Origin of the sequence: Delftia sp. GW456-R20 (genome assembly GCF_001622915.1) — a bacterium.
Classification (GTDB): Bacteria; Pseudomonadota; Gammaproteobacteria; order Burkholderiales; family Burkholderiaceae_C; genus Comamonas; species Comamonas acidovorans.
This window is the reverse complement of the sequence record NZ_LWCN01000004.1, coordinates 2,151,534-2,171,238: the sequence shown is the minus strand read 5'-3', so window position 1 is coordinate 2,171,238 and position 19,705 is coordinate 2,151,534. Positions and strand designations below refer to the sequence as shown.

Annotated in this window: 24 protein-coding genes; 22 read left to right on the top strand and 2 right to left on the bottom strand. The window is 67.4% G+C overall.

From position 1 onward, the window contains the following. Positions 1–27: 27 nt before the first annotated feature. The 22 genes from A4F85_RS14960 to A4F85_RS14855 all read left to right on the top strand — a co-directional run bounded on the left by A4F85_RS14960 (position 28) and on the right by A4F85_RS14855 (position 18,146). Positions 28–810: a flagellar hook-basal body protein gene (locus A4F85_RS14960; protein ID WP_063327033.1), complete on the top strand. Its 783-nt coding sequence runs from the start codon at positions 28–30 to the stop codon at positions 808–810. A gap of 117 nt (positions 811–927) precedes the next feature. Then, the gene (flgG, locus tag A4F85_RS14955) at positions 928–1,722 is read left to right on the top strand and encodes a flagellar basal-body rod protein FlgG (protein ID WP_034398242.1); all 795 of its coding nucleotides are present in this window, start codon (positions 928–930) and stop codon (positions 1,720–1,722) included. Positions 1,723–1,727: 5 nt separating this feature from the next. Continuing rightward, complete coding sequence (locus A4F85_RS14950; RefSeq protein WP_063327032.1) at positions 1,728–2,759, top strand: flagella basal body P-ring formation protein FlgA; 1,032 nt, start codon at positions 1,728–1,730, stop codon at positions 2,757–2,759. Beyond that, positions 2,756–3,355 (top strand): flagellar basal body L-ring protein FlgH, encoded by a 600-nt coding sequence (locus A4F85_RS14945; protein ID WP_080736802.1) that lies wholly within the window; start codon positions 2,756–2,758, stop codon positions 3,353–3,355. The genes A4F85_RS14950 and A4F85_RS14945 overlap by 4 nt, the downstream gene beginning before the upstream one ends. 13 nt (positions 3,356–3,368) lie before the next feature. After that, a complete protein-coding gene (locus A4F85_RS14940) occupies positions 3,369–4,493 on the top strand; it encodes a flagellar basal body P-ring protein FlgI (RefSeq protein ID WP_082848214.1) in 1,125 nt (374 codons plus the stop codon). A 24-nt stretch (positions 4,494–4,517) separates the two neighbouring features. Next, positions 4,518–4,910: a flagellar basal body protein gene (locus A4F85_RS14935; RefSeq protein WP_043824460.1), complete on the top strand. Its 393-nt coding sequence runs from the start codon at positions 4,518–4,520 to the stop codon at positions 4,908–4,910. An 11-nt stretch (positions 4,911–4,921) separates the two neighbouring features. Beyond that, the gene (gene flgC / locus A4F85_RS14930) at positions 4,922–5,338 is read left to right on the top strand and encodes a flagellar basal body rod protein FlgC (RefSeq protein ID WP_043824461.1); all 417 of its coding nucleotides are present in this window, start codon (positions 4,922–4,924) and stop codon (positions 5,336–5,338) included. Next, positions 5,335–5,673: a flagellar hook-basal body complex protein FliE gene (gene fliE, locus A4F85_RS14925; RefSeq protein ID WP_063327030.1), complete on the top strand. Its 339-nt coding sequence runs from the start codon at positions 5,335–5,337 to the stop codon at positions 5,671–5,673. The genes flgC and fliE overlap by 4 nt, the downstream gene beginning before the upstream one ends. A 28-nt stretch (positions 5,674–5,701) precedes the next feature. Continuing rightward, the gene (gene fliF / locus A4F85_RS14920) at positions 5,702–7,273 is read left to right on the top strand and encodes a flagellar basal-body MS-ring/collar protein FliF (protein WP_269447121.1); all 1,572 of its coding nucleotides are present in this window, start codon (positions 5,702–5,704) and stop codon (positions 7,271–7,273) included. Then, entirely contained in the window at positions 7,270–7,887 is a 618-nt protein-coding gene (locus tag A4F85_RS14915) for a hypothetical protein (RefSeq protein ID WP_156517032.1), read from the top strand. Before fliF ends, A4F85_RS14915 begins: the two co-directional genes overlap by 4 nt. Then, positions 7,887–8,783 carry a FliH/SctL family protein gene (locus A4F85_RS14910; RefSeq protein WP_063327027.1) on the top strand — a complete coding sequence of 299 codons (897 nt, stop codon included), beginning with the start codon at positions 7,887–7,889 and terminating at the stop codon, positions 8,781–8,783. Before A4F85_RS14915 ends, A4F85_RS14910 begins: the two co-directional genes overlap by 1 nt. Next, positions 8,780–10,285 (top strand): FliI/YscN family ATPase, encoded by a 1,506-nt coding sequence (locus A4F85_RS14905; RefSeq protein ID WP_082848212.1) that lies wholly within the window; start codon positions 8,780–8,782, stop codon positions 10,283–10,285. Before A4F85_RS14910 ends, A4F85_RS14905 begins: the two co-directional genes overlap by 4 nt. Beyond that, positions 10,282–10,806, top strand: coding sequence for a hypothetical protein (locus A4F85_RS14900; RefSeq protein WP_063327026.1), 525 nt, complete (start codon positions 10,282–10,284; stop codon positions 10,804–10,806). The genes A4F85_RS14905 and A4F85_RS14900 overlap by 4 nt, the downstream gene beginning before the upstream one ends. Then, the gene (locus A4F85_RS30665; RefSeq protein WP_156517031.1) at positions 10,803–11,984 is read left to right on the top strand and encodes a hypothetical protein; all 1,182 of its coding nucleotides are present in this window, start codon (positions 10,803–10,805) and stop codon (positions 11,982–11,984) included. The genes A4F85_RS14900 and A4F85_RS30665 overlap by 4 nt, the downstream gene beginning before the upstream one ends. Further along, positions 11,981–12,379, top strand: a complete 399-nt coding sequence (locus tag A4F85_RS14890; RefSeq protein WP_034390912.1) for a flagellar hook assembly protein FlgD — start codon at positions 11,981–11,983, stop codon at positions 12,377–12,379. Before A4F85_RS30665 ends, A4F85_RS14890 begins: the two co-directional genes overlap by 4 nt. A gap of 25 nt (positions 12,380–12,404) precedes the next feature. Next, positions 12,405–13,577: a flagellar hook protein FlgE gene (locus tag A4F85_RS14885; protein ID WP_063327024.1), complete on the top strand. Its 1,173-nt coding sequence runs from the start codon at positions 12,405–12,407 to the stop codon at positions 13,575–13,577. A 30-nt stretch (positions 13,578–13,607) separates the two neighbouring features. Beyond that, on the top strand, positions 13,608–14,450 hold the full coding sequence (locus A4F85_RS14880) for a FliM/FliN family flagellar motor C-terminal domain-containing protein (RefSeq protein WP_197485494.1): 843 nt from the start codon (positions 13,608–13,610) through the stop codon (positions 14,448–14,450). 7 nt (positions 14,451–14,457) lie between these two features. Continuing rightward, entirely contained in the window at positions 14,458–14,862 is a 405-nt protein-coding gene (locus A4F85_RS14875) for a FliM/FliN family flagellar motor switch protein (RefSeq protein WP_082848210.1), read from the top strand. Beyond that, positions 14,859–15,275 carry a flagellar biosynthetic protein FliO gene (locus A4F85_RS14870; RefSeq protein WP_043824480.1) on the top strand — a complete coding sequence of 139 codons (417 nt, stop codon included), beginning with the start codon at positions 14,859–14,861 and terminating at the stop codon, positions 15,273–15,275. Before A4F85_RS14875 ends, A4F85_RS14870 begins: the two co-directional genes overlap by 4 nt. Further along, entirely contained in the window at positions 15,272–16,021 is a 750-nt protein-coding gene (fliP, locus tag A4F85_RS14865; protein WP_231890555.1) for a flagellar type III secretion system pore protein FliP, read from the top strand. The genes A4F85_RS14870 and fliP overlap by 4 nt, the downstream gene beginning before the upstream one ends. Positions 16,022–16,041: 20 nt before the next feature. Continuing rightward, positions 16,042–16,890, top strand: a complete 849-nt coding sequence (locus tag A4F85_RS14860; protein ID WP_063327021.1) for a sigma-70 family RNA polymerase sigma factor — start codon at positions 16,042–16,044, stop codon at positions 16,888–16,890. Between the two features lie 83 nt (positions 16,891–16,973). Continuing rightward, complete coding sequence (locus A4F85_RS14855) at positions 16,974–18,146, top strand: tetratricopeptide repeat protein (protein ID WP_063327020.1); 1,173 nt, start codon at positions 16,974–16,976, stop codon at positions 18,144–18,146. Here the strand turns inward: A4F85_RS14855 and A4F85_RS14850 are convergent. Together A4F85_RS14850 and A4F85_RS14845 are read right to left on the bottom strand one after the other, a co-directional pair. Further along, positions 18,109–18,429: a LysM peptidoglycan-binding domain-containing protein gene (locus A4F85_RS14850; protein ID WP_063327019.1), complete on the bottom strand. Its 321-nt coding sequence runs from the start codon at positions 18,427–18,429 to the stop codon at positions 18,109–18,111. The two genes, A4F85_RS14855 and A4F85_RS14850, sit on opposite strands and share 38 nt — an antisense overlap. A 131-nt stretch (positions 18,430–18,560) precedes the next feature. Beyond that, positions 18,561–19,684 (bottom strand): IS3 family transposase gene (locus A4F85_RS14845; protein WP_442856605.1). Its coding sequence is split into 2 segments (ribosomal slippage): positions 18,561–19,429 and positions 19,429–19,684, totalling 1,125 coding nucleotides; the frame shifts between segments, so codons are not numbered across the junction. Between the last annotated feature and the right edge of the window lie 21 nt (positions 19,685–19,705).

The window sequence follows — 19,705 nt, the reverse complement described above, 5'->3', positions numbered from 1 at the left end:
CCTCCCATTCCCATTGCTCCCCAGACCATGCAAGAAGTACTCGCCCTCGCGCTGCAATCCATGCAGCAGGACATGCAGCGACTGGACCGGACAGGCCTGAACCTGGCCAATGCCCTGACGCCGGGCTACCAGCGCGAGGTCGTCTCGGCGCGGCCTTTGCGGCTGGGCACTCCCTCGTTTGCCGCGATGGTCGGCACGGCAGCCGCCGCCGCCGATAACGCACCGGCTGCGTCACCCCATACGCCTGCTGCCGGTCTGCTGGTGCAGACCGACCACCGTCCCGGCACGCTTCGCTCCACGGGGCAGAACCTGGATGTCGCCCTGGCCGGCGCAGGCTATTTCGAGGTGAGCACGCCCGGTGGACCGGCCTACACGCGCCAGAGCAATTTCAGGCTCGACGCACAGGGGCGCCTGGTCACGGCCCAGGGCCATGCCGTCATGGGGCGAGGTGGCGAGATCCTCCTGCAGTCAAGCCAGGTGCGCATCGATGCCCAGGGAAACATCTTCGACGGGGATGGGGTGGGCCGCACGGACAGACCCGTCGCGCAGTTGAAGGTGGTCGAGCCGCCGCAGCCCTCGCAACTGCGGCGCCTGGGCGAAGGTCTCATGTCCATCGATGGCCAGCCCGGACAGCTTGCCGATGCCGATATCCGCATACAGCAGGGCTTTGTCGAGAACTCCAACGTCAGCTCCATGCACGAGATGGTGCAACTGATGCAGACCATGCGGCATTTCGAGTCCATGCAGAAGGTGGCACTGGGCTATGACGAGATGACCGGCCAGGCCATACGCAAGCTGGGAGAACTGTGATGGCACATCTTCGCTGCGGTTGTTCCGCCTGTTTCGGCAGCCCGGACTCCGGCAAGCATCCGTTTTGCAAGACTCGCCAGGTCATTGCACCTGGCCAATTTCTGGAGGCAGATTTCCATGTATGACGCTTTGTACATCGGCGCGACCGGCATGCAGGCGCAGCAACTCAACGTCGAGACCATCGCCAGCAATCTGGCCAACGTCAACACGGCAGGCTACAAGCGTTCGCGGGTCAGCTTCTCCGATCTGGTCGCCCTGGATCCGGCACGCCGGACGGCGGCCCTGGCCGGGCCCGACGCGGGCCTGCTTGCGCCGGTGATGCGCATGGGTGCCGGGGTGGGCGTGGCGGGCATCTCCAAGCTCTTCGACGCAGGCGATATCAAGAAGACCGACCTGCCCATGGACATCATCGTTCAGGGTGAAGGTTTCTTCGAGGTACAGACACCCGATGGAACTCCCGCGTACACACGCGGCGGCACCTGGACGGTCAACCGGGACGGCAACCTGGCCACATCCGCAGGCCTGGCCCTGAAGCCGGCGATCGCGGTTCCAGACGATGTGCAGGCGCTGGTCGTGCAGCCCGATGGGCGCGTGCAGGCACGCGTGGCCGGGCAGCAAAGCCTTGCGGACCTGGGCAAGATCGATCTGGTCCGCTTTGCCAATCCCCAGGGACTGGCTGCGCAGGGCGACAACCTGTACCGCAGCAGTGCCGCGTCGGGCGAGGCACTGCTGGTGCGTCCGGGCGAAGAGGGCGCGGGCCACATTGCGCAGGGCTACCTGGAGGCCTCCAACGTGAAGATGGTGGACGAGATGGTCAACCTGATGCTGGCCCAGCGCACCTATGAGGCCAACACCAAGATCGTCCAGGCCGCCGACGACATGATGGGCATGGTCAACGGACTGCGGCGATGAGGCGGATGCAGGCTCTCTTGCCCGTGGCCGCGCTGGCGACTGCGTGCTGCGCTCCCGCCTGGGCGGTGCCTGCGCAGGCGTGGCTGCGCGTTGAGCTGCGTCCTCAGGTGACGGTGCAGCATTCCAGCGTGCGGCTTGCAGACATTGCGGTGCTGACCAGCTCCGACCTGGGCATGCTGCGCCGCGCGCTGGCCATACCGCTGGGACAGGCTCCGCGCCCGGGAGAAAGCGCCGTGCTGGAAAGCGAGCGGCTGGGCTACTGGCTCAGAAGCCGCACCGGACTCAGAGAGGACCAGATCGACTGGCGCGGGCCCCGCCAGACGGCCATCGTCACGGCCGTGCAGGAGATTGCGGGCGAGCAGGTGGCTGCCCAGGCGCAGGCTGCACTGGCCGAACACCTGCGGTCAATGGCCCGGCAAAAGGGCCTGGTCCTTTCACGCCTGGACATCGATCCCGTTGCCCTGCCCTTGTCCCTGGAGGTGCCTGTGCAGGGGCGGCGCCTGCAGGTGCGGCCCCTGAACGCGACACGGATGGGCCCGCGCATGCTGGTCTGGGTCGATGTGTTCTCGGGTGATCGCCATGTGCGGGCCATTCCCGTGCGATTCGAGGTGGCTGCCTTTGCCCGGCTTCCCGTCGCCTCGCATGCCATGCCGGCCGGCTCGCCCGTGCAGGCCGACGGCATGGAAATGCGCGAGATCGATGTGACCGCAATGCCAGGCCTGTCCGGCCTGTCCGCCTTGCCCGGTGGCGTCCGGGTGGATGCACCGGCCGGAGCCGATGCGGACGCGCCCGTGCTGCGCCGCGCGCTGCAGGCCGGTGACGTCGTTTCTGCAGACAGCCTGCTGGCCAGGCCTGCCGTGGTGCGGGGTGAATGGGCCAGCCTGGTGACGCGTCAGGGTCCGTTGTCGCTGGAGAGCCGGGTGGAAGTCCTGCAGGACGGACAGCCCGGGCAGATCGTGCGTGCCAGGCCGGCCAATGCGACGGGGGTGCTGTCCGTCCGCGTGGTGGGCCGGGGCCAGTTGGAGTTGCAACCATGACGACGGCAATCAAGATGACGGTGAAAGCCAGGGCCGCAGTCCTGGCGTGGGCCATGGCAGCACCGCTGGGTGCGCTCCATGCCGAGAGCCTGTTCCAGGAGCAGACCTTCAGGCCCTTGATGGCCGACAACAAGGCATTTCGCGTGGGAGACGTGCTGACCGTGCAGGTGTTCGAGAACTCCAGCGCAACCACCTCGGCCGATACGGGCACGCGCCGCCGCAACGCCTTGTCTGCCGACCTTTCCCACGGCAGCGGCAGCGTGGCACAGACGGCAGCGGGCCTGGGTGGCACCTTCGACGGCGGCGGACGCACCCAGCGCACCAACCGCGTGCTGGCCACGCTCACGGTTTCCGTACAGGAGGTGCTGGCCAACGGCGACCTGCTGGTGGGCGGGGAGCAGACGCTGACCGTGAACGAAGAGCCGCAGAAAGTGACCCTGCAGGGGCGGGTCCGCCCGCTGGACATCTCGGATGGCAACGTGGTGCTGTCCACGCGCCTGGCCGACGCGCGCATCAGCTACGTGGGCGAGGGCGATCTTGCCGAGCGCAGCCGCCGCCCCTGGTGGCGCAGCCTTCTGGACAACCTGGGGCTTTGACATGGCGTATTGCATGAAGAATTTGTGGAGCTGCGTGCTGGGCGCTGCATTGCTGGCGGGCTTGCAGATGCCCCTGAGCGCACAGGCCGAAAGCGTGCGCGTCAAGGACCTCGGAAAGCTGCAGGGCTGGCGCGAGAACGCCCTGGTGGGCACGGGCATCGTCACGGGTTTGGCGGGCACGGGCGACTCCGCCTCCAGCCGGGGTGCGCGCCAGGCGCTGTCCAACGCCATGTCGCAGTTCAACCTGAACATTCCCCCGGAGCAGATCCAGAGCCGCAACGTGGCCGTCGTCATGGTCAGTGCCGCGCTGTCGCCCTTCTCCCGCGAGGGCGATACGCTGGACGTGACCGTCACCTCGGTGGGCGACGCGCGCAGCCTGGTCGGCGGCAGCCTCATGCTCATGCCGCTCAAGGCGGCCAACGGCCGCATCTACGCACTGGCCCAGGGGGCCTTGTCGGTGGGCGGCTACCGATACGACGCCAACGGCAACGTGGTCCAGAAGAACCACCCCACCGTCGGCTCCATTCCTGGCGGGGCGACGGTCGAGGTCGGCGTCACCGCACAGGTGGTCTCGCAGGACAACCGCATGACCTTCGTGCTCAACGAGCCCGACTACACCACGGCCGACCGGGTCGCCGAGGCCATCAACCGCCAGTTCGGCGACTCGCTCGCCCAGGCGCGCGATGCCTCCGGCATCGACCTGTTCGTGCCCGAGGGGCAGCGGCGCCGGCTGGTGTCCTTCGTCTCGCGGCTGGAGTCGGTCTTCGTCGAACCTGACCGGCGTGCCAAGGTCGTGATCAACGAGCGCACCGGCACCGTGGTATCGGGTGGGGATGTGCAGATATCCAAGGTCGCCATCTCGCATGGGGACCTGAAGCTGTCCATTCGCAATGAGGTCACTGCCTCGCAGCCCGGCTTCATCGGCGTGGCAGGCGATGGCGTGCGCACGGCGCTGGTGACGAACACCCGCGTGGATGTGGAAGAGCGTCAGGTGCCGGGCTTCGTGTCGGGCAGCACCACGGTGGCCGACCTGGTCCAGTCCCTGGTGAGCCTCAAGACCAATACGCGCGACATCATTTCCATTCTCCGGGCCGTCAAGGCCGCCGGCGCCCTGCACGCCGAGCTGATCGTCCAGTAAACATTTTCCAGGAGGGAGCACCCAATGACCCAGGCAATCGAGGCCGTCACCGTGGCCAGCCTGTCCATGGCGCTGGATGCGGCATCGCTGCGCCACCAGGCCATCGCACGCAACATCGCCAATGCCGGCACCCAGGGCTACGTCCCGGTACAGGCCAGCTTCTCCGGGCAGATGCAGGAAGCACGGCGTCAGCTGGACCAGGGCCAGCTGTTGAGCACGGCGCAAGTCGATGCCATGGCGCAGGAGAGCCTGCGCCTGGAGCCCCGGCGCGATGCGACGGGCCTGCCAGCCGGCGTGCAGCTGGACTCCGAGGTGGCCCAGATGGCGCACAACGCCGTCCACTACCAGGCCCTGCTCAAGGGCCTGTCGCAACACATGTCGCTTTTGTCATCCGCCGTCTCTGACGGCAAGCGTTGAGGAACCTTCGCATGGACTATTCACAAGCCTTCGCCATCAGCGCCAGCGGCATGACGCTGGAGCGCACCCGTGTCGAGGTCGCGTCGCTGAACCTGGCCAATGCCAACACCGTGGCGGGCACCGATGGCAAGCTCTTCCAGCCGCTGCGCGTTGTGGCGCGCACCTCCTTCTCGGAAACCGTGGCCCAGGGGCTGGCAGCGAATCCCGTGGTCTCGCTGGAGCCGACGCAGCAGCCGGCGCGCATGGTGTATGAGCCGGGCCATCCCATGGCCGACGCGCGCGGCTTTGTCTCCTATGCCGGCGTGGATACCGCCACGGAAATGGTCACCATGATGAGTGCCATGCGCGCCTACGAGGCCAATGTGGCCGCGATGAACACGGCTCGCAGCATGGCGCAGAAGGCATTGACCATCGGAGGTGGCGCATGAGCACCGAAGCCCTGGGCGCGGTGTCCGCAGCCCTTTCCTCGATCACCGAGCCTTCGCTGGCCCCTTTGCAAGGCGCCATGCATGCAGGGGGCGCTGGTGCGTCCGCTACCACCGGTGCCGGCTTTTCCAGCATGGTCACGCAGGGCCTGCAGCAGGTCAACGGACAACTGCTGGCCAGCCAGACGGACTTGCAGCAGCTGTCCGTGGGCAATGTGCAGAACCTGCACCAGGTCATGATCCGCCTCGAGGAAAGCCGGCTGGCGTTCCAGCTGACCATGCAGGTGCGAAACCGCCTGCTGGAGTCCTACCAGGACGTCATGAGGATGCAGGTGTAGCCGTCCCTGGGCAGCGCAGGCAGCAGGCTTGCGCGCGCCCCGGATCACACCGCTGAACTTCGCAACGCATCAAGAGCAAAAACACATGACTGAATTCTGGGAGGGCCTGGGCCGAGGCGCTCGTACCAGCCTGATCGCCGGGCTGATCGCCATCGTGCTGGGCACAGCCGCGCTGGCCTGGTGGCTGTTGAGAGCCGATTACCAGGTGCTGTTCTCGGATCTCAAGCCGCAGGACGCGGCTGCCATGAGCGCCGAGCTGGACAAGCTCAAGATTCCCTACCGCTTCGACGAAGCCCAGGGAGCCCTGCTGGTGGACAAGGCGCAGGTCTTGCCGACGCGGCTCAAGCTCATGGGCCAGGACATGCCGCTGCAGGGGGCCGTCGGCTTCGAGCTGTTCAACAACACCGACTTCGGCATGACCGAATTCGCGCAGAAGATCAACTACCAGCGCGCCCTGCAGGGCGAGCTGACGCGGACCATTCTGTCGCTGTCCGAGATCCGTGATGTGCGGGTGCATCTGGCGTTGCCTGAGCAGGGCCTGTTCAAGCAGGCGCAATCGCGGCCCAAGGCCGCCATCACCATCACGCTGCGGGACGGGCAGTACCTCAGGCCCGAGCAGGTCAATGGCATACAGCGCCTCGTGGCGGCCGCCACGCCGGGCATGACGGCCCAGGATGTCACCGTGGTCGACAGACAGGGCGTGGCGCTGAGCCGTTCGAGCGAGGAAAGCGCCGATGCTGGTGCGGCTGCCGCAGGCTCGGGGCGGCTCGAACTCAAGAAGGACACGGAAGCCCAGCTGGCCCGCAAGGCAGCGGCTGTGCTCGACCGCGCCTTCGGCCCCGGCCAGGCGCTGGCCAGCGTTGATGTCACGCTGAACATGGACCAGGTCCGCATCACGACCGAGGACGTGATTCCTGCCGCCTCCCGCACGGCAGACAGCCGTGGCGTCATCGTCAAGGAGCGCGAATCCGTGCGTGACGGCGGCCAGCCGCCACTCGATGCCGCGCGCGCGGGCAGCGCCGGTGGCGCGAGCACCCAGCGCGAGGTGGACTACCAGGTTGGCCGGCGCGTGGAGCAGGTCGTCAGCCAGGCCGGATCGGTGCGCCGTATCCAGGTCGTGGCCGTGGTTCGCCAGCCGCTGGACGCTGGCCAGGAGGACAAGCTGCGCCGCCTGCTGGCAGCTGCCGTGGGCGCGAGCACGGAGCGCGGCGATACCGTCGTTGTCCAATCCATGCAGGCGCTGTTGCCTGTGAATGCAAATGCGGATGGCGCTGCCGCGCAGCAGCAGGATGACGCGCCGCTGTCTCCAGGCCAGGCCGTGCAGCCGGTGCCATCGGTGGCGTCGCATGCCGTGCCCAAGGGCCGTGGCCTCGATATCGATCTGCCCTTGCCCGTGCAGGCTGCGGCGGCTGTGGTCCTGTGCCTGGTGGTCGCACTGTTTGCTGTGAGCGCCGCGCGGGCGAACCGCAAGGCGCCGTCTGCCATGCCCGCAGGCCTGAGCGATGCCGAGCGTCAAGCGGCCCTGCGCAAGCTGCAGCAGTGGATGCATGCCGATGGCGCAGGCCATGCCGCGCGGCCCATGGAAGGGCAGCAGACATGAGCTTTGCCGAACTGGCTTGCGCGCCCCAGACCGATCCGAGAAGAGCGGCTTTGCTGCTGCATGCCATGGCGCCCGCCGATCGCGATTGGCTGCTGGAGCGCATGCCGGCGCCTGCGGGGCAGGCGCTGCGCGGCTTGCTGATCGAGCTGACGGAATTGGGCATACCGCCCGACACCGAATTGCTGGGCAGCGTGCTGAAGGCGCCTCGTTCGCATGAGGCGCTGGCTGCGCCGGCGGTGCATGCTGAGGTCTCCGAGGATGCGTCTTTCCTGATGGCGCTTGATGCCGGCGGCATCGACGCGCTGGTCCGGGCCTGGCAGGGCCAGCCGTCCAGGCTGGTCGCACGGGCGCTGTGCCTGAGGCCCTGGCCCTGGCGCCCTCTGGCACTGGAAAAGCTGCCGCTTCCTCAGCGCCGCCGTGTGATGGACCTGATGGAGTCCATGTCGCTGGATGCTCCGGGCGACAACGCCATGGCTGTGGCGCTGATGGCCGCCATGCGCCACTGCTGCGAGCACGCTGGCGATGCCGTCGGCGCCGTGCCCACGGTCCGGCCTGCCGGACGTGGCAATGAGCGTGGCCATGGCCTGCTGCGATGGCTGAAGAGAGGTCTTTGATGCCGGGCGAACCCCTGATCCTGCGCGATGCAGACTGGATGCCCGAGGCGCTGAAGATCGGCAGGCCGCGCAGCGCCGGCGTGGCCGCGTCGATCGCTGCGGCCGCCCATGCGGCTGCGCCGGCCCCGGCCGCAGCGCCTGCGCCTTCTGCCCAGTGGCTGGAGCAGCAGCGCCGCGCCGCCTATGAGGAAGGCCTGAAGGCAGGGCGCAGGGCTGCGGACGCCGAACTTGAGCAGCGCGCCCAGGCGCTGTCCCATGAGCAGGCGCAGGTTCGGGAAGCCACGGCTGCGCTGCAGCGCGAGCAAAAGGAGTTGCAGCAGCGCAGGCAAGCCGGTGAGCAGCAGATGTCGGCTCAGCGGGATTCGCTGCAAAGGCTGCTCCAGCAACTGCCAGTGGCCTGGGAGGGCTTCCTGCAGGACGCCGAGGAAGACATGCTGTCGCTGGTCTTTGAGGCGGTCTGCCGCATCACAGGCGAGCAGGCCGTCAGCCGCGACGGGGCGCGTGCCATGCTGCAGCGCACGGTGCAGGCCTGGCATGGCCGTCGGCCCTTGAGCGTGCATGTGCATCCCGACGATCTGGACGCGCTGCAGTCCGATGCGCAGCTGCGCCAGATGCTTTCCGCATCGGGCTTCACTGCCGAGAGACAGTCACTGCGCTGGGTCCCCGACCCCGAAGTGCAGTTGGGCGGCTGTCTGCTGCGTTCCGAAGAGGGCGCGCTGGACGCGCGCCTGGAGGTGCAACTGCAAGCCCTCAGGGCCAGCCTGGCGCAGACGCGGGAGGTGCGGCGGGAGATGCAGCGAGAGGGGCAGCGAGAGGGGCAGCGGCAAGTCCAGCACGATCAGACAACTGCTGCAGACGGCGGCCCGTTCAAGCCCGCAGGGGCGGCCGCACGATGACCGTGCCCTTGCCCTTGCCCTCGCCATTGCTTGATGTGCGCGCCATTCTCGGTGAGTACCGCAGCGCCTTGCGCCAGGCCGAGCTGTCCCGGCGACTGGGCCGCGTGCTGCAGATGCAGGGCCTGGCCATCGAGGCGCAGGGGCCTGATGCCACGGTGGGCGAGCTGTGCCGCATCCTGCCGCGCCAGCGACCGGCCGAGCGTGGCGGGAGTCGGCAGGCATCCCTGTCGCCCGAGCACGGTGTTCTGGCCGAAGTCGTGGGACTGAGGGGCGACGTGATCACCCTCATGCCCTACGGCAGCATGCAGGGCGTGGCAGCAGGCTCCGAGATCGTGGCGCTGGGGCGCCAGGCGAGCTTCGGCGTCGGGCCCGCACTGCTGGGCCGCGTGATCGACGGTTTCGGGCATGCGCTGGACCAGCGGCCCGATCCCGTGGCGCCGCTGCAGCGTCCGCTGCATGCCTCGCCCATCAATCCCATGCAGCGCCCGCGCATCCACGAGGTGCTGCAGACCGGCGTGCGTTGCCTGGATGGCCTGCTGACGGTGGGCAAGGGCCAGCGCGTGGGCATCTTCGCGGGCAGCGGCGTCGGCAAGAGCACGCTGCTGGGCATGATTGCCCAGCACGTCAGCGCCGATGTCAATGTCATTGCGCTGATCGGTGAGCGTGGGCGCGAGGTGCGCGAATTCATCGACAAGCAACTCGGCCCCGAAGGCCTCGCGCGGTCCGTGGTGGTGGTGGCCACATCGGACCAGCCGGCCCTGGCGCGCATACGCGCTGCGCATGCGGCCGTCACCATTGCCGAGTACTTCCGCGACCAGGGGCGCCAGGTCCTGCTGACCATGGATTCGGTCACGCGCCTGGCCATGGCGCGGCGCGAGGTGGGGCTGGCCGCAGGTGAGCCGCCCACGGCACGCGGCTACACGCCGTCCGTGTTTGCCGAGCTGCCCCAGCTGTGCGAGCGCTGTGGTACGGCGCCGTCGGGAGGATCCATCACCGCGCTGCTGACCGTGCTGGTGGAAGGGGACGACATGAACGAGCCCATTGCCGACAGCCTGCGCTCCATCCTCGACGGCCATGTGGTGCTGTCGCGCCACATTGCGCATGAAGGCCAGTACCCGGCCATCGACGTGCTGCGCAGCGCCAGCCGGCTGCTGCCCGACCTGACCACGCCACAGGAGCGCGAACTGATTTCCGATGCGGTGCGCCATCTCGCCCTGCTGGATCGCAACCGACAGCTGGTGGACATCGGCGCCTACGAAAAAGGCATGAACCCCGAACTGGACCATGCCCTGCTGCTGGCTCCGGGCCTGAAGCAATGGCTCAGCCAGGCCGAGGGCGGAATCTCCCGCAGCCAGGCCATGGGCGAATTGCGCAAGCTGCTGTGGCCCGACAGGCCTGCCGTGGAGGCAGGGCCTTTGCTCGCGCCCGCCCCGGCGGCGGCACCGGCCCGGTCACCGGCCAAATTCAGCTTCTCGCTGACCCCTCAGAAAGGCAAGCGATGACCAGAAATGGACAGCCCGCATCGCAATCCGTGCCGAATGTGGACCTGCGCGGCTTTTCCTATGCGCTCACCCCCTATCTGCGCAAGCAGGAGTGGCAGATGGAACGGCTGCAGGCGCGCATGACCGGGCTGCAGCACAGTCTGGCCCAGGCCGAACACGCGTTGCAGGAGCAAGAGGCATCCTTGCACGCACATGCCGCCCAAATGCGGCAGGCAATGCACTCGCGCCCTGATCCGCTGCTTCACCGCAGGGGGCTGGCTTTCCTGTCAGGCCTGCACGCGCGCATCGATAGCCAGAGGCAGGAAGTGCAGGCTCTGCGTGCGCAGAAGGCCGACCTCCAGGCGGAGTGCCTGGCCCAGCAGCGCAGCATTGACGGCCTGCTGGAGCACAGGACACAGGCCCTGCATGAATATGCGCTTGAAGCCGGGCGCGCTGCAGCGGCAGAGGCAGACCGTGACTGGGTAGGCCGCTTGGCCATGCGCCAGCAACTGCGTGAATTCCGCGTGGAGCAGTCCGAATGAACAGTCTCGACATTCACTCCGCAGGCCTGCCCGCGTTGCCTGCGCTCCCTTTCGGTGAAAAAGGCGTGGGGCAGGGCGGCGGTGCACCGCAGGACCAGGCACCGACGGGACAGCGCTCGCGTCAGGCCTGGTTGCGGGAAATGGAACGGGCCCAGCTGGCAGGCTGGTTCCAGCCGTTCGGCACGGCGACAGGTGACATTGCGCAGCACAACCCCAAGACGCAGGCGCGCCCCGTGCAAGCCGGTGCGCCAGGTCCTGCTATGCCGCAGGCTGCACAGCGGCAGCCTCAGATGTCCATGCCCGGGCAGGCCCAGGCGCGCCCGGTCGCCACGACCGACTCCGGGATCACCCGGACTGCGTCGGCGTCGGGCGCCGCGCCGGCGTTGGCCGAGAAACCTTCCCCCGGCCTGGCGGCGGCTGACCGTTCGGGAATGTGGGAGTCGCTGTCTCCGCGTTCGGGCCACGGCCTGTCCATGGGCGACTCCTCTGCAGCCGTGGCTGCCTATGCCGCCGCCGGTGCCGACGCGGTGGCGGCATCGGCTGGCGAGGGCGGTGCCCCGGGCCTGGCCAAGGCTGTGTCCGCAGCGGCGTCGCAGCAGGCATCTGCGGCATCGGCGACTGCAGCGGCCCCTGCCGCACCAGAGCACGCGGGCATTCGTGCGCCCATCCAAATGGCGCTGCAGACGGCTGCGCTTTTGTCTGCCTCGCCATCCGCCGCGCTTGCCCTGCTGGCCGTGCGCGACGCCGCGGCCCCGGCAACTGCCGGGCCTGGCGCAGATCGGCCTCCGACCCGTGCGTCGCAATCGCCGGCACGCCCCTCGGCCGCGTCAGGCCCTGCCATTGCGCGCTGGCAGGGTGCCCCACAGGCACAAGGCATGCGCATGCATGCGCAGTGGACGGAGCGCGGCGTGCAGCTGTGGCTGGGCCTGGACGGCAGCGCCCAGCAGGTGGGGGTGCAGGCGCAGGCTGTCGTGTACTCGCTGCATCGCCTGCTGCGCGACCAGGGCCAGCAGCTCAGCCGGGTGGTCTGCAACGGGCAGGTGGTATTCGATGCCGTGACGGCCCGGGCAGGCGCGGGCCGTGCACTGCATGAGTTTTCGGACCTCTTCGACAGGTATGCCTCGGCCACGCCGGGCATGCCGGCTTTCCTTCCATCCTCCAGCAAGGAGATTTCATGAGCATCGACAGCATCGGCAGCGCCACCACGGGACTGCGCGGCAACAGCCTGGGACAGGAGGATTTCATGAAGATCCTGCTGACCCAGCTGACCTACCAGGACCCCCTCAAGCCCATGGACAACCAGCAGTTCATGGCCCAGATGGCGCAATTCACCAGCCTGGAGCAGACCCAGCAGCTCAACCAGAAGATGGCCACCCTGATCAGCAACCAGGCAGCCCTGCAGTCCGTGGGCCTCATCGGCCGCACCGTGGACATCAACACGGGAGGCTCCTCGCTGACCGGCACCGTGGCCTCGCTGTCGCTGTCTGGTGATTCGCCTTCCATCACCGTGCGCACCAGCTCCGGCGCCACGCTTCAGAACATCGCCCTGAGCCAGATCACCGCAGTGCGGTGAAGCGCTCCCATCCCGAGGACATTCCATGATCGAATCCATCTACGTCGGCATGACGGGCCTGGCCAGCTTCTCGCGCGGGCTGCGTGTCATCGCCAACAACACCACCAACCTCAACACGCCCGGCTTCAAAAGCTCCACGCTGCGCTTTGCCGATGCCTTCTATGCGGGCGGAGGTTATTCGGGCCGCCAGTTCGGCCAGATGGGCTATGGCGTGACGACCACCGGCACGGCCATGTCCTTCAAGCCTGGCGAACTGCGCCAGACCGGCAACGGGCTGGACCTGGCCATGGACGGCCAGGGACTGTTCATGCTCAAGGCCGAGGACGGCAGCATCCGCTACACGCGCGCGGGCCAGTTCCAGTTCGACAAGACCGGCGCGCTCGTCAGCGGCAGCGGAGCCAAGGTCATGGGCGTGGGCACCAACGGCGCGGCGACCGAGATCAGCATCGCCAATCTCAAGACCACCACGGGCAAGGCCACGACCTCCGCCAAGTTCACGGGCAATCTGTCGAGCGCAGGCACGGACCAGACGGTCAACGGCGTGCGCGTCTATGACGCGGCGGGCGGCGAGCATCTGCTGACCCTCAAGCTCACCAACACCAATGCCACCACGGCAGGCAGCTGGAAGGTGGAGTTGATGGATGGCACCACCCTTGTCGATACCAAGCAGATCGTCTTTCAGGACGGCAAGCCCACGGCAGCCACCTCCAGGCTGTCCTTCACCTACTCGCCTGCCGGCCAGGCCGCCATGCCAGTGACGCTGGACTTCAGCACCGATGTCACCTCCTTCGCTTCGGGCACCCTGTCCACCCTGGCCTTTGCGTCCCAGGACGGCTATGCGCCGGCGGAACTCAGCTCTGTCTCCTTCGATGCGACCGGCACCCTGGTGCTGACCTATGGCAACGGACAGACCACCAAGGGCCCCCGCCTGTCGCTGGGGCGCTTCGACACGGTCGATGCCGTGGGCACCGTGGGCAACAACGAATTCGTGGCGCTGGACGGCGGTGCCTGGCATACGGGCGTGGCCGGTGGCGCCTTTGGCAATGTGCGCGCGGGCTATGTGGAAATCTCCAACGTCGATCTGTCGCAGGAGTTCAGCGACCTGGTCATCATGCAGCGCGGCTACCAGGCCAGCTCCCAGGTCATCTCCACGGCCAACGAGATGCTGCAGGAGCTTTTCTCCATGAAGAGCCGTTGATCCATGGTGCGTACATTGCAGGATCAATGCGTGGCTGCAGGTCTGCTGTCCCTGCAGGAATCGGGTAGGGCCAGGCCCCTGCGGGTCTGGAGCGCCCGCCAGAAAGAGAACGTCTGCGACACCGTGCAGGCCGTGCTGCTCCAGTGGCATGCCGACTGGAGCGTGCATGGCGATGCCCCGGGGGCGCCTGCGGCATTGCGCGTGCAGGACCCCGGTGCCAATGATGGAGAAGGCGTGGACATGCTGGACGAACAGGCCGCGCCACGCGCACTGCACGCGCTCCTGTTCGGCCAGCCGGCGCCCGATCCCGACCGGCGCGGTCCGGCAGCACCTGCCCTGGACATGGCTGCAGGGCTGTGCGCACAGGCCTGGCAGTCCTTGATTGGCGGGCTGCGCCAGCTGGCGGGTGCCAGCCTGGGGGAACATCAGGGCGGTGCCCCCGGACCCTGGTCCGGTGCCGTTGTCCTGGCGCTGGACTGGGGCGGGGTGCGCTGGGTGCTGCACCTGAACGCATCTGCCGTGGAGCAAGTCCTCGCCTCGTGCGGTGAGCTGGGTACCGGCTCGCGGGATCAGGCCGAAGGCGCCGTACGCAAACCCCTGGTCCCGCTGGTGCCGCTGGCAAGTGCCCTGCACAGCCAGACGGTGACGGTCCGCCTCGAACTCGACCCCATATCACTGAGCCTGGGACAGCTGCAATCGCTGGCGCCGGGCGATGTCATCACCTTGACGCACGCGCTGGAGCAGCCTGCCCTGCTGCGACTGCAATCCCGGCAGGGCATGGATGCCGGTGAGCTCCTGTGCACCGGCTGGCTGGGGCAGTCGCAAGGCCGCCTGGGCGTCGAGCTTCAACCCCTTTCCAACACATCTTCCTGAACTGTCTATGTCTTTGCAGAACACGCCGCCGCAAGCTCCTGGCGCGCAATCCATTCCATCTCCGGCCCCGCGCATGCAGCGCATCGAACTTGCCGAGCTGGATGCTGCTGCCCCTTCCCCGGCTCCCTCTGCGGCATCCCAGCCGCTGGTGCCCAGCCTGCACCCGCTGCACCAGGTCAAGACCACCGTGCAGGTCTGCGTGGGCACTGCCACGCTGACGGTCGGTGAACTGCTGGGCGCCCAGGCGCAGCAGGTGCTGGTGCTGGACACGGCTGTGGAGCAGGCCGTGGACCTGCTGGTGGAAGGCCAGGTGGTTGCGCGTGGTCAACTTGTGGCTGTGGGCGACCGCTTCGCCGTGCGCCTGACGGAGCTGCCCACGCCGCTGGGACTTCAAGCCAAGGCCCATCCATGACCGTGGCACTGCCGGAGTCCATCCCCCTGCGCCGCGAGCCAGCGCCCGTTCCCGGCACGCCCGCCGAGGAACTGGCGTGGATGGGTGTTTTCATCGTCCTGCTGCTGCTGGTCTTCGTGGCCTGGCGCAAGTGCCGGCCGGGCGGCGCTGCCAGCGAGGGCAAGGCGCCGGCAGCGGGCTGGCTGGGACGGTGGATGGGCAGTCTGCAAAAAAAGCAGGAGCTCCGTACCAGCCTGGTCTCCAGCGCACGCCTGACACCCCAGCACAGCGTGCACGAGGTGACCTGGCAGGGCAGGCGGCTGCTGATAGGCTGCGCACCCCAGTCCATCGCCTTGCTCGCCGAGGCGCCGCTGGATGAGAGCGCGGCGCAGCCAGGCCTGTCCACCAACGAAGGCAAGGACGGCACGCCATGACACAAGCCGCATCCAGCAGCCTGCGTCAGGGCCTGCGCAGGGCCGCAGCCGTGGGCGCCCTGTTGTTCATGGCGGGCGCCGCCTATGCGCAGGCCAGCGGCAAGGCCAGTGCAGCCACGGAGACATCGCAGGCCCTGCGCATCGTCATCGGCCTGACCCTGCTGGCCGTGCTGCCCGCCTTGCTGGTCTGCGTGACGAGCTTCCTGCGCATCATCATCGTGCTGTCCATGCTGCGCCACGCCATCGGCATGAACGAAACGCCGCCCAACACCGTGCTCATCGGACTGGCGCTGTTCCTCACCATGTTCACCATGGCGCCCGTTCTGGAGCAGGTCAACCGCGAAGCCGTTCAGCCCTTCATGGAAGGCCGCGCCGGCATGCAGGAAGGCTTTGCCAAGGGCATGGCGCCGCTGCGCGACTTCATGGTGCGCCAGACGCGCGAGCAGGACCTGGCCCTCATGGTCGAACTGTCCAAGGCCGAGCCGCCCGCGTCCATGGACGACATCAGCAACGTGCAACTGATTCCAGCCTTCATGCTGTCCGAGCTGCGCGCAGCCTTCCAGATCGGCTTTGTCGTCTTCCTGCCCTTTCTGCTCATCGACCTGATCGTCTCCAGCGTGCTCATGACGCTGGGCATGATGATGATGCCGCCCACCACCATAGCCTTGCCTATCAAGGTGCTGATGTTCATCCTCATCGACGGCTGGAGCCTGCTGCTGCGTGCGCTGGTGGGCAGCTTTCACTGAGGCCTGCGCGTTTGCCCGCCATGGCTGCCGCCGCACCTTCCGCAAGCACGGATCTTCTCCTGGAGGAAGAGGCACAACTGTGGTCGCGCTGGCGTGGGGCAGGCGATGCGGCGGCCCGCGATCGGCTGGTGCTGCACTACCTGCCCTTTGCCCGCACCCTCGCTGCCGTGCATTACCGCGGCCGGATCCACGCCGATGTGGAGTTTGACGACTACCTGCAACTGGCGCGCCTGGGCCTGATGGAGTCCGTGGACCGTTACGAGCCGGAGCGTGGCGCCCAGTTCAAGACCTATGTGGCCCATCGCATCCGTGGTGCCTTGCTCAACGGCCTGGAGAAAGCCACCGAAAAAAGCCAGCAGATCGCGGCCCGCAAGCGCCTTCAGGCCGAACGGCTCGAAAGCGTCAAATCTGCGGCGCTGGAGGCAGCTGCGTCCCATCCCTTCGATGAAGGCCGGGCAACGGCGCGCGGCCCGGCGGCCCGCTCGCGCCAAAGCACCTTGCTGGCCTACCTGGCCGAAGTCGGCATAGGCATTGCGCTGGGTGTCATGCTGGAGGACACCGGCATGGTCGCCGCCGACGGGGAATCCGAAGGCGGGGACGTTGCCGCCGTGGCCGCCTCCCCCGACGTGCTGTACTTCCGAAAGACCGAACTGCAACGCTGGCGGGAGCAACTGCGCGAGGCCCTGGCACGGCTGCCAGCCCAGGAGAGCAAGGTCATCCGCTACCACTACCAGCAGGAAATCCCGTTCGACGAGATTGCCGCCATGCTGGGCGTCTCGCGCAGCCGGATTTCGCAGCTGCACCGCCAGGGGTTGGGCAAGTTGCGCCACATGCTGGGACAGGGGCCGCCCTGCGACGTCTTCCTCTAGACGCCTGCCCATACCCGCCAATCCCACCACAGCTTCAGCCCCCGTGGCTGCCCTGACAATCACCACCATCCGAGGGAACATCCATGAGCGCACAAACTCCCCAGACTGACGAAGGCTCCACGGCCAGGCTGGAACGCCTGGAAGCCTATCTGCGTGAAGACCCGTCCAACCCCGGCCTGCTGACCGAGGCCTTTGGGGCGGCGCTGCAGTGTGCCCAATGGGAGCGTGCCGCCTTTCACCTGCGGCACGCCCAGGCGCTGCAGCCCGGCAACCTGGCCTGGTCGCTGCGCGAAGGAGACCTTCTGCTGGCCCAGGGCCAGTACCAGCTCGCCACCGAACTGCTGGATACCCTGCTATCGCTGGGCGGCACGCCCCGAGAATTCACCGATGCCGTGCTGCACAACCTGGCCTGGATCGCCTTCCAGGATGGCCGCTACCAGGATTGCGCAGACAGGTTGACTTCCAGGCTGCAGGATCTGGACCACCCTGCGTCGGCCGCATTGGCCCGCCTGTGGCTGCGTGCATTGCACCATGCAGGCCAGGTCGATCAGGCCGTGGCCTGGGCTGGCGCTGCGGATGCAAGGCAACAACTGCCCGCCGCCGCCGCGGGCGTGGCCAGCCTCGCAGCTCTGGATGCGGATCAGTTGGAGCGTGCAGGCCAATGGGCCGCCCGTGCGCTGGAGCAGGCCACGCCTGACGACCGACCCATCGAGGCCTTGGTCACCCAGTCCTCGCTGGCGCTGGCCCGCCAGGATGCGGCACAGGCCCGCACGCAGGCCCGCGCCGCCCTGCAGATCAGCCCGCGCGATGGCCGTGCCTGGTCCGCCCATGCCATGGCCGACCTGCTGGCTGGCGACCTGCCCACGGCCCTGGCGCACTTCGACAAAGCCCTGGCCACCATGCCCGGCCATATCGGCACCTGGCATGGCAAGGCCTGGGCGCAACTGCTGTCCTCCGACCTGCAGGGAGCGCAGCGCAGCTTCACCAGCGCACTGGACCTGGACCGCAACTTCGCCGAAAGTCACGGCGGCCTGGCCGTGGCCCTGGCCCTGCAGGGCCGCACGGAAGAGGCCCAGCAACACATTGAGCGCGCCCTGCGCCTGGACGCCTTCAACCTCTCTGGCCGCTATGCGCAAGCCATCCTCGGCGGAGAGATCCGGGACCTGGAATCCTTCCAGGCGCTGGCCAAGCGGCTGTTGCGTGGGCAGGAAGGGTTGCTCAAGACGGTGCTGGGAGCCTCAAGCGCTGTGCGCTGAGGGCTGCCAGAACTGGTGCGGGTAGCACCGAGCGCAGGCTGCCCGTGACCCGGCTCGGGTCATAAGGCTGGAAGGTGTCTGCGTTGTTGGCGTTCAGCGCGAGCTTGGGGATGCTCAGGGTTTGGCCGGCCGTGAACTCGCCGTCGCCCGAGACGGCCAGGCCGTTGGCTTCCGCTATGCGCCACCACAGGCTGCTGTCGCCCAGCACGTTGCGGGCGATGGTCTTGAGGGTTTCACCGCCGACCACGGTGTAGCTCATGGCGCCGAAGTTGGTGTCGCGCACCTTCAGGGCAGGGGCGTTCAGGTGGAATTCGGAGGTGTTGACGTATTTAGGTACGGCGCCGTTCTGGGGCGGTTTGACCTGCCCCCTTTAGACGTGCCAATGTTCACTTAGCGAGTCCAAGGTTGTGGAGACTACTTAATCTCCGGTGATTGCCTTGCATCGCCAGCGCGCTGGCGATGCAAGGCAGCGAAGCTGGCCGGCGAGATGCGCCCCAGTGAACTGTGGGGCCGCACCTCGTTGTAGTCCCGCCGCCAGCGTGTTATCTCCTGACGGGCCTGCGCCAGCGTCTCAAGCCATTGCTCGTTCAAGCACTCGTCCCTGAACTTGCCGTTGAAGCTTTCGATGTAGGCGTTCTGGGTCGGGCATCCGGCATCGTTGAGCAGATGCCGAACGCCGCGTGCCGCTGTCCACGCCATGAAGGTCCGACTGGTGAACTCAGGCCCCTGATCGGTGCGGATGGCCAGCGGGTAGCCGCGGAACTGCGCTGCCTGGTCCAGCAAGCGCACGACGTACTTGCCACCCATGCCGTGGTCCACCGCGATGTCCACACACTCGCGGCTGAAGTCATCGACCACCGTCAGGCACTTGATGCGCCGGCCGTTGGCCAGTGCGTCCATCACGAAGTCTGCGCTCCAGGTGTCATTGACGTGCTGGCTGGCAGCCAGGGGCTGGCGCTCGCCAGTGGGGCGTTTGACCTTGCGGCGCTTGCGCACCGACAGGTTTGCCAGCTTGTACAGGCGCCACACGCGTTTGTGGTTCACCTGGTGGCCTTCAAGGCTCAACAGGTCGTGGATGCGCCGGTAGCCAAAGCGCCGGCGCTCGTGCGCCAACTCGACGATGCGCGTGCTTAGGCTGGCCGTGGACTGGTTCATGCTGGGCGGCTCCCGGTAGCTGGTTCTGGACAACCCCGCATAGCGACAGGCGCGGCGCTCGCTGATGGACAGTCCCTGAACCATCCTGGCAGCGGCCTCGCGCCTGGCCTGCGGGGTCAGCGCTTTACCCCGAAGCCCACCTTCAGCGCTTCGATGTGCAGGTGGGCCTCGGCCAGCAGCTTCTTGAGCCTGGCGTTCTCGCTCTCGATCTCGCGTAGCCGCGTGGCCTCGCGGGCCTGCATGCCGCCGAACTTGGCGCGCCACTTGTAGAAGGTCGCATCGCTGAAACCGCCCAGGCGACACAGTTCCTTGACAGGCATGCCGCCTTCGGCCTGTTTGAGAAAACCGATGATCTGTTCGTCGGTGAATCTGCTCTTCTTCATGTCCGTTCTTCCTCTGAAAAC

What these genes read in the sequence shown, in the direction of transcription:
- A4F85_RS14860 (WP_063327021.1), top strand. Translation starts at nt 16,042, where the DNA reads ATGGCTGCCGCCGCACCTTCCGCAAGCACGGATCTTCTCCTGGAGGAA.
- A4F85_RS14910 (WP_063327027.1), top strand. Translation starts at nt 7,887, where the DNA reads ATGCCGGGCGAACCCCTGATCCTGCGCGATGCAGACTGGATGCCCGAG.
- A4F85_RS14935 (WP_043824460.1), top strand. Translation starts at nt 4,518, where the DNA reads ATGACCCAGGCAATCGAGGCCGTCACCGTGGCCAGCCTGTCCATGGCG.
- A4F85_RS14945 (WP_080736802.1), top strand. Translation starts at nt 2,756, where the DNA reads ATGACGACGGCAATCAAGATGACGGTGAAAGCCAGGGCCGCAGTCCTG.
- flgG (WP_034398242.1), top strand. Translation starts at nt 928, where the DNA reads ATGTATGACGCTTTGTACATCGGCGCGACCGGCATGCAGGCGCAGCAA.
- flgC (WP_043824461.1), top strand. Translation starts at nt 4,922, where the DNA reads ATGGACTATTCACAAGCCTTCGCCATCAGCGCCAGCGGCATGACGCTG.
- A4F85_RS14870 (WP_043824480.1), top strand. Translation starts at nt 14,859, where the DNA reads ATGACCGTGGCACTGCCGGAGTCCATCCCCCTGCGCCGCGAGCCAGCG.
- A4F85_RS14950 (WP_063327032.1), top strand. Translation starts at nt 1,728, where the DNA reads ATGCAGGCTCTCTTGCCCGTGGCCGCGCTGGCGACTGCGTGCTGCGCT.
- A4F85_RS14905 (WP_082848212.1), top strand. Translation starts at nt 8,780, where the DNA reads ATGACCGTGCCCTTGCCCTTGCCCTCGCCATTGCTTGATGTGCGCGCC.
- A4F85_RS14875 (WP_082848210.1), top strand. Translation starts at nt 14,458, where the DNA reads ATGTCTTTGCAGAACACGCCGCCGCAAGCTCCTGGCGCGCAATCCATT.
- A4F85_RS14885 (WP_063327024.1), top strand. Translation starts at nt 12,405, where the DNA reads ATGATCGAATCCATCTACGTCGGCATGACGGGCCTGGCCAGCTTCTCG.
- A4F85_RS14915 (WP_156517032.1), top strand. Translation starts at nt 7,270, where the DNA reads ATGAGCTTTGCCGAACTGGCTTGCGCGCCCCAGACCGATCCGAGAAGA.
- A4F85_RS14960 (WP_063327033.1), top strand. Translation starts at nt 28, where the DNA reads ATGCAAGAAGTACTCGCCCTCGCGCTGCAATCCATGCAGCAGGACATG.
- A4F85_RS14900 (WP_063327026.1), top strand. Translation starts at nt 10,282, where the DNA reads ATGACCAGAAATGGACAGCCCGCATCGCAATCCGTGCCGAATGTGGAC.
- A4F85_RS30665 (WP_156517031.1), top strand. Translation starts at nt 10,803, where the DNA reads ATGAACAGTCTCGACATTCACTCCGCAGGCCTGCCCGCGTTGCCTGCG.
- fliP (WP_231890555.1), top strand. Translation starts at nt 15,272, where the DNA reads ATGACACAAGCCGCATCCAGCAGCCTGCGTCAGGGCCTGCGCAGGGCC.
- A4F85_RS14855 (WP_063327020.1), top strand. Translation starts at nt 16,974, where the DNA reads ATGAGCGCACAAACTCCCCAGACTGACGAAGGCTCCACGGCCAGGCTG.
- A4F85_RS14890 (WP_034390912.1), top strand. Translation starts at nt 11,981, where the DNA reads ATGAGCATCGACAGCATCGGCAGCGCCACCACGGGACTGCGCGGCAAC.
- fliE (WP_063327030.1), top strand. Translation starts at nt 5,335, where the DNA reads ATGAGCACCGAAGCCCTGGGCGCGGTGTCCGCAGCCCTTTCCTCGATC.
- A4F85_RS14940 (WP_082848214.1), top strand. Translation starts at nt 3,369, where the DNA reads ATGAAGAATTTGTGGAGCTGCGTGCTGGGCGCTGCATTGCTGGCGGGC.